The sequence below is a fragment of the Fimbriimonadia bacterium genome (assembly GCA_039961735.1).
In the GTDB taxonomy this organism is placed as follows: Bacteria; Armatimonadota; Fimbriimonadia; order Fimbriimonadales; family JABRVX01; genus JABRVX01.
In genome coordinates this window covers 1-7122 of the sequence record JABRVX010000058.1, presented here as the reverse complement: position 1 = coordinate 7122, position 7122 = coordinate 1, and the positions used below count along the sequence as shown (strand labels likewise).

Here is a 7122-nt window from a genome sequence, read left to right as displayed (position 1 = left end):
AGAGGTCGTTCCAGCAGTGCGAGCCGATCACGCGCGCGTCCTAATGGGTGGCACGTGGCACGGGCGTCCCGCCCGTGTGATAGCCCATCGCTACGTTGGGGGGTGGCACGGGCGTCCCGCCCGTGTGATAGCCCTTCGCTTCAGCACCCACGCCACTTCGCCCGAGTCGTTCGCTTGTCAGGGCATCGAGCCCCACTCGGAAGGTGTTACCTCCCACTCGCCCCGAAGAGAGGCGATAGCAGGCACAGCGCCGAGCCATCTGAGTCAGCAGCCCGGAAGCTCGTGTCGCGCTTACTCCCCTTCGAAGACCGGTTCCGGGCCGTGGGGGTGGAAGCCGGGGGCGCCGACACGTATGTCATCCATGGCTATCGCAGCGTACTCCCGCAGGAGTGGGTGGGCGTCATCGTGCGAAGCGCGCTCGAGGGCGGCTAGGATCTCGTCCTTGCGCTCGGAAAGCCACTCCGTCGCGTGAATCAGGCCGTGGATGGCCGACCGCCTCCCGAACGGCGAGGGGGCGCCGGCGAGCACGCGAAGCAGCAAGTCCACTGCTCGGTCGTCCGCGACGTGGTCGCCCAGCACGTCCCCGCACTTGTAGCACGTCCGCGCGTAGTCGTCCTCACAGCCCCAGAGGAACTCCTCCAGCACCCGAAGGGCTTCCGCTTGTTCTGCCTCGCTGGGGAAGAAGCCGCGGAGGTCTTCCAGTAGGTCCAGCACGCACCACTGGGCCTGCCGGCGAAGCGGATGGCTGCGGTCGCGAAGGATTGTCAGGAGTGCGGGGCCCCAAATACCCCGGCTGGCGGCCTCGTCAATCACGGTCATCGCCTCGTTGGCGACGTCGCGGTCCTCGCAGTACAGCAGGCGGCACAGGTCAAGGGGCTCCATCGCCGAGACGGGTGTCTCGACCCGTTCATCCCGTCCGAGGGCTTTACCTATGGCGCGCTGCCTCCTCCAAAGCGGCATGCACTCGGCCTGCAGGTTGGCTAGCATCGCTTCGACATTCGCACCTCGGGCTTCCGCCCAGAACCGTTCGCACCGACCGAAAACGCCGTACTCTGTCTCTGCCACCTCGACCGGGAACTCCTGGCCGTCAACCGACAGGGTCGCATGACCCACGTATGCCGAGTGCGGGATGTGATAACGAGCGCTCAGAGAGCTTCGCGGCCATTCGAACGGCACGCGATGCGGCGGCTTGACGGCTGGCTGAGGACCGCCGAGACGCTCTTCCTCGCTCTTTAGGAAGTCGGAAAGACGTCTTTCGAGCTCGAGGGCCTCCGCTGTGTGGGCTGGAATCATGGCGCGTGTAGAGGGGATGATACCCCTAGGACGCAGACAGCGGCAGATCGAGCGAGTATGCAGACGCATTCTCCGACGCGTACCCCCGTTCGCCCCTCGAGCCCGCGGAGTGGGGTTGCCAGGCGCGGAGTTGCGGACACGCGCGCTCCCCACAAATGCGAGAGCGGTTGCCTGGGCAACCGCTCCGCGCGCAATATGCGTCCCAGCCGGACACGAACATGAGGGGTAGCGTCCAGCCTCGTCGCGTATCCAAGCACGATTCTAAGCCGGTTTCCCTTACGGTGCAACCCGCAAAAGGCCTGGGTTGCCCGCTCGTCAAGCAACTCTACCTGTCGGTCCCGAGGTAATACTGGCTAGGAATCTTTCAAGCCATTTTCGGCCGCCCGAAGGGGCGGCCCAGCATGAATCAGGAGAGACCCGAATGACTCGGCAACTGCGCAACACCTTCGCCCTCACTCTCGCCATCCTCACGCTCGCCGCGGCTACAGCGCAGCGGGGCGACGAGATCCTCGCAAACCTTCGCAAAGACGACTGGAAGGCCGCGTACGCGCTGGCTCAAGACGTGGCTAAGCAGCCCTCGGCCCCTGCACGCGACAAGGGCTTGGCAGCGATGGCGGCCATCCGTGCTGGAGACGACAAGCTGGCCGCCCGACTTACTGACGGTGGGACCAAGAGCGCGCACGGCTGGCAGAAGCTAGCTCATGCCGCCGTGGTTCAGCTCCAAAACAACGTCCGCGAGGCCGAACGGCTGGCAAAGGAGGCACTGAGCGAGCCCGAGGCCGTGAACGACGCCCGAGCGTTCCTGTTTGGTATCTACCAGTCGGAGGGCGAGTTCGCCACCGCAGCGCCATACGGCAAGGCGATTCTGGAGGCCGAGCCAAAGGGCTACCCCTTCGACGAGTTGCTGCCGCAGCTAAAGGGTCTCGTCGCAGTCTATCCGACAATCCCGCAACGCCCCAAGGTCGAACCGGCCGAAGGGATGAACGTCCGAATACCCCTGAAGCAGGTCCGGCCTTACATCACCGTGGAGGCCATGGCCAACGAGAAGCCGCTGGTGCTCGCTCTAGACACCGGGGGCTCGGTGCATCCTTCACTCTCGCCCACCAAGGCGAAGGAGTTGGGCATAGAAGCATTGGGGACGAGCGCCGCATTCGGATTCGGCGGATTGGAGACCGTGGAGATAGGCATCATCGAGAAGTTGCAGATCGGCGACGTGACGATCGGCAAGCAACCCGCCGCCATGATTGGGATGCTGGACATGCTGACGAAGTTCATGGGCATAGGCGGGGTGCTCGACACGCGCTGGATGCTGGACTATGTGTCCACCGTGGACTTCGACAGGAAGACGCTGACCCTAAGCGATGTGTCGGTGTACAAAGGGAAGCCTGGAGAGGTGCTCACGCAGACGGATGGCAGCAAGCAAATCGCAGTGCCGTTCTCGTTGATAGGAGACGCGAAGATCGTGCTTCCTGTGAAGCTGAACGATTGGGAGACTTGGGCGCTGCTGGATACCGGAGCGCCCATCAACATGTACTCGTTCGAGTGGATGCAGGAGACGCTGAAGGAGGAGGACTACAAGATCGGTCCTTCGCTCGCTGGAGGCGTCGGTACCTCGGCCGAGAAGGGCAAGAGCATCGTCTCTACAAAGCCGCTCACCCTTACGGTCGGCGGGCATAAGATAACGATCGCTCGACCCGTTGGCCAGGATAGCTTGGACAAGCAGGTTTCACATGGTCTCGGCTTCCGGATGGGTGCGCTGTTGGGGCTGGAACTGTTCAAGGACGCGCAGCAATTCACCATAGACGGTCCTGCTAGAATGCTTTACATCGTGTACAAAGCTCCCGGGGCCAGCAGCGTGCCCACGAAGGCCGAGGACTGACGCACCCTCTGTTTCGGCTTCCGGACGAGTGTGAAGGTGAAAACGCCTGGGTGAATGGGTCAGAATAGTCGTCAGGCGCTAACGGGCCAAATCCACGGATGCGGAGATTCAGGATGAAGCGACTTGCTCTGATCGTCCCGGCTATCCTCCCCTTGCTTTTTGCGGGCTGCGGTGGCGGAGGCGGAGGTGGCGCGGGTGTTCGCGTCGCCGTCTACGTGGCAGGCACAGGCAACGATGTAACCGGTGACGGGACCCAGACCAACCCATACCGGACTATCACCAAGGCACTCACCGATCCCGAAGTGAGCACGCTCCTAAAGATCCGGGTTGGCAGCGGCGTCTACAACGCAGCTGCAGGCGAGACGTTCCCTCTCGTGATACCGGCGAACGTGGACCTAGAAGGCACGGCTGCGACGGCTGCAGACGCCCAGATCGTTGGTGACACGGGGAACGCGACCGTTGTGCAGCTTCAGCTCGGGTCCAGCCTCAACAAGGTGAAGGTGGAAAGCGCATCGACGGCAGCGAGCGCGCGGGCGGTCTTGATTGGGGCGGGTTCTACGGCCTCGCCCACCGAAGTGATCAACTGCATCATCGTGGGCGCCGGAGCCGCGGGCAGACACGGGATCGCCGTTCTCGCCAATAACGTGGTGTTCTCGATCACCGGGAGTTCTCTCTCCGCGCCGAACGCCGCATGCATCGCCATTTCGGGCACGAATGCAGTGGGCACCATAACTGGCAACACATTCGCCGACTGTGACTACGGCGTGCATCTCGCAAGCACCGCCACGAGCAGCACGGCGACCATCCGCACCAACACGTTCAATGCGAATGCGCAAGCGGGGATCAACGTGGAGGGCGGCTCCGTGGATGCGGGTACGGCAACCTCTGCAGGCGGAAACACCTTCACCGGATCGCTACTGTATCACCTGCGGGACGCACGCAGTGGCGGCTCCATCATGCAGGCTAGAGGCAACACCTTCAACCCGGCTGCTCAGTGCGGTACTAACGTCTTTGCGGAAGCCGGCGCGCCCGGCTGGGACATCGGCACCGTCTGCGAATCCGCGGTGTACGTTGACCCTAACGTCGCCACCAGCGGCGACGGATCGGCAGCTAATCCCTACAAGACCATCGGCGAGGCTCTGAACGACGGCCGCGTGCCGGGGCTCCCGATCTTCCTTAAGGCGGGTGTGTACAGCGCCGCGTCCGGCGAGACCTTCCCGATTGACGTTGGCGACGATGTCACCATCGTGGGTGGGGCGACACCTTCGAGCGTCATCGTGACGGGTGGTGCGACCGATCCGACGGTATTTCTCATCTCTGGCGACCGCGTAACGCTTCGGGGCTTCCGAGCTGTGTCGCCCTACACCGGTGGCAGCGCCGCTCGGGTCGTGCTGATTCGAGGGAACGATGCCGCACTGGAGCAGATGCTAATCGCCGGCACCGGCAGCACGTCTCCCCCGCCCAACGCGGTCGAGGCAGACCAGGCGGGTCTGACTTTCACAATCGAGAACTGCACTCTCTCGGCCCAGAGCGCAGCCGGTCTGTTCATCAACGCCGACGTGACCGTCGCGGTTACGGGCACGACCTTCACCGGCTCAACCAACGGCATCATCGTGGCCGGGCCGGGAGACGCGCAGAGTGTCACGGTTCGTGGCTGCACCTTCGAAAACACGACGGGGGCGGCGATCCAGGTGTTGAAGGGCGTCGTTGACGCGGGTACCACATCGGACCCGGGCGACAATACCTTCAGCAACTGCGCCATTGACCTAGACGACTCACGCCCGAGCGGTGCTCGGCTTCAGGCGATTGACAACACGTTTACCGACAATCCTCCGGTGTGCGGTGTGAACATCGTCGTGGCGGGTGCCGCCGACGGCTGGCACTGGCGTGTGACGGGAGGCGCCGAGGGCAACTGCCCTCCGTAGCCTCGGGAGCTGTCTCTTGGAGTGATGCGGCCTCCGGTTCCCCCGGAGGCCGCCGCGTCGCCTTAGCACGAAGTCGCTAGCTATGATGCCACCGACCGATGCCGGTACGCTGCGCTGGAATATGTCGCGTCATGGCCTCTCATCGTCTGCGGCGCTTCCAAAGTGGTGCCAAGAGGAGCAGGCCGCACACGGCTGCGGCACCGCCTGAGGGCTCCGGGATGGGGGTGGAGCGCCAGACGGTGACCCTACCCATTTGGTTTATATCGTAACTCATCCACAGCACATGGCCGTTAGGACCCATGTCCAGCAAGTACGCGCCGTAGTTACGCCAGTCGGGCCCGAGGGCGTCGGTACTGAGGACCAGGTCGTCCACCCACACGCGCTCGGGCCACGCGTCCAATAGCCCCCGGTCCATCCATGCTACACGTCCGTGCTGATCCAGTTTGGTCACCTCTCTCCAGTTGTACACGAAGCTATCGGGGCCCGCAATTGCGGAGATGTTGGTCTGGTTGAGGTACAGGGTCATGCTCCCCTCAACCCCGCGGATGTTACCGCGCCACAGCAGGTCACCACGGTCGTTCAGACCAAGCACTGCGCAGTCGTGTGGAACGTCCCCGTATAACGCATAGGAGATGTTCTGGTCGTTCAGGAACACGTCCTGGCTTCCGAACCGCTCGCCGTCGTAGCCCGCGGGTAGAGACGGATGTCCGCCGCGGACCACGCTACGTCGCCGCGGTTGTTAAGGATTCCTCCGTCCGCACCGGTCCAAGGCTCATCCCCGAATAGCGGCCTGCTGAAGTTGTAATCGTTGATGTAACCGTGGGAGCCGGGGCGTCCGATGGAGTCCAGCCACTCGTGTGTCCAGGACACGTCGCCACGGTCGTTTACGGAGAACACGTGCGACACCCGCGCACCGAAGCCTACCACGGGTACCGTGATGTTCCGGTCGTTGAAGAATATCTGATACTGCCTTCCCGTAACGTCGCCGTACAGCCACCAGGCGAGGTCGTCGTTGCCGTTCATCTTGCCACCGGCGCTGTAATAGCCCGAGAGGCCCTCGGTGATCTTTCTATGGCCCACGTACAGATCGGTGCTGGCACCTGCCACGTTCTCCTTTGCAGTCCACTTAGGTTCCCCTCGGCTCGACACGAAGGATGCGCCCAGATCGTACGACTTGTCCGGGTCGAGCATGGCGCTGCTCCAGTCCGTGCGATCCACGAACACCTTGAAGTTCTTCCAACCGCCGGCCCAACCTCCGTAGCCCACCTGCCCAGCATCGTTGAGCCCGAAGTAGTACGCCGTGCGCCACGGCCCGAGCCACGCCGTGATGTTCTCCCGGTTCTTGTACACGTCCCTGAAGTAGATGTTGTCCGTGGGTATAACGTTGTATGCGACGTCTCCGCGGCTGTTTACAGCGCGGAAGTTCTCGACGGTGGCGCCGTACACGTTTTCCACGAGTTTCTCGTGGATCCACTGCTCTGCGGCGAATGAGACACTGCATACCCCGAGAAGTGCCACTGCCGACGCCAACCGGATGTACCTCTTCATAATTGCCTCCCATCCAAACCGTAGTGCCCTGCACGGGCACGTGCCCGTGCAGGGCGGTCAGTCTGCTAGCGAGAAAACGGCGCCCAGATGGCGCGCATCTGCCCCGCGTTGTTGCCGATGTACAGAATGCCCTGGTTGTCCACAACCACGTGCGGCCTCGCCCCGTACTGCTCGCCCTGCAGCCCAGCTGCCGCTCCGATGTTCACAGGGAACGGTGGAACCGCTGGACCGATGACATGGAGGTATCCCGCCGAGTCGGCGAAAACCCTCCAAGTGGTCAAGCCGACACTCACGACGTGCGATTCCCTTTCCTCCACGTAATCACCAGCAGGCCAGGGAGTATGAGCATCATGGCCCTGGGCTCCGGCACCAGCTCGGAGTACCACACCTCCCACGGCGCGTAGTAGTCTGGGGTTCGTGCGAGCCAGAGCACGTCGCCACGCGCGTTGGCGGAAACACCCATTCGAGAGACCCAGC

General features: G+C 63.1%; 8 protein-coding genes. 2 read left to right on the top strand and 6 right to left on the bottom strand.

Annotation, left to right across the window (positions count from 1 at the left end; translation table 11 throughout):
• Positions 1-40 precede the first annotated feature (40 nt).
• On the bottom strand, positions 41-196 hold the full coding sequence (locus tag HRF45_12365) for a hypothetical protein (protein ID MEP0767316.1): 156 nt from the start codon (positions 194-196) through the stop codon (positions 41-43).
• Between the two features lie 95 nt (positions 197-291).
• Entirely contained in the window at positions 292-1065 is a 774-nt protein-coding gene (locus tag HRF45_12360) for a hypothetical protein (GenBank protein MEP0767315.1), read from the bottom strand.
• Positions 1066-1714: 649 nt separating this feature from the next.
• Here HRF45_12360 and HRF45_12355 point away from each other — a divergent pair.
• Both HRF45_12355 and HRF45_12350 read left to right on the top strand, forming a co-directional pair.
• Positions 1715-3172: an aspartyl protease family protein gene (locus tag HRF45_12355; protein ID MEP0767314.1), complete on the top strand. Its 1458-nt coding sequence runs from the start codon at positions 1715-1717 to the stop codon at positions 3170-3172.
• Between the two features lie 113 nt (positions 3173-3285).
• Positions 3286-5097: a DUF1565 domain-containing protein gene (locus tag HRF45_12350; protein ID MEP0767313.1), complete on the top strand. Its 1812-nt coding sequence runs from the start codon at positions 3286-3288 to the stop codon at positions 5095-5097.
• Between the two features lie 139 nt (positions 5098-5236).
• On the opposite strand, the gene HRF45_12345 is transcribed toward HRF45_12350, so the two are convergent.
• From HRF45_12345 to HRF45_12330, 4 genes are all read right to left on the bottom strand, one after another.
• Positions 5237-5752, bottom strand: coding sequence for a hypothetical protein (locus tag HRF45_12345; GenBank protein MEP0767312.1), 516 nt, complete (start codon positions 5750-5752; stop codon positions 5237-5239).
• On the bottom strand, positions 5743-6645 hold the full coding sequence (locus tag HRF45_12340) for a hypothetical protein (GenBank protein MEP0767311.1): 903 nt from the start codon (positions 6643-6645) through the stop codon (positions 5743-5745). Before HRF45_12340 ends, HRF45_12345 begins: the two co-directional genes overlap by 10 nt.
• Positions 6646-6710: 65 nt before the next feature.
• Positions 6711-6938 (bottom strand): hypothetical protein, encoded by a 228-nt coding sequence (locus HRF45_12335; protein MEP0767310.1) that lies wholly within the window; start codon positions 6936-6938, stop codon positions 6711-6713.
• Positions 6935-7108, bottom strand: a complete 174-nt coding sequence (locus HRF45_12330) for a hypothetical protein (protein ID MEP0767309.1) — start codon at positions 7106-7108, stop codon at positions 6935-6937. Before HRF45_12330 ends, HRF45_12335 begins: the two co-directional genes overlap by 4 nt.
• Between the last annotated feature and the right edge of the window lie 14 nt (positions 7109-7122).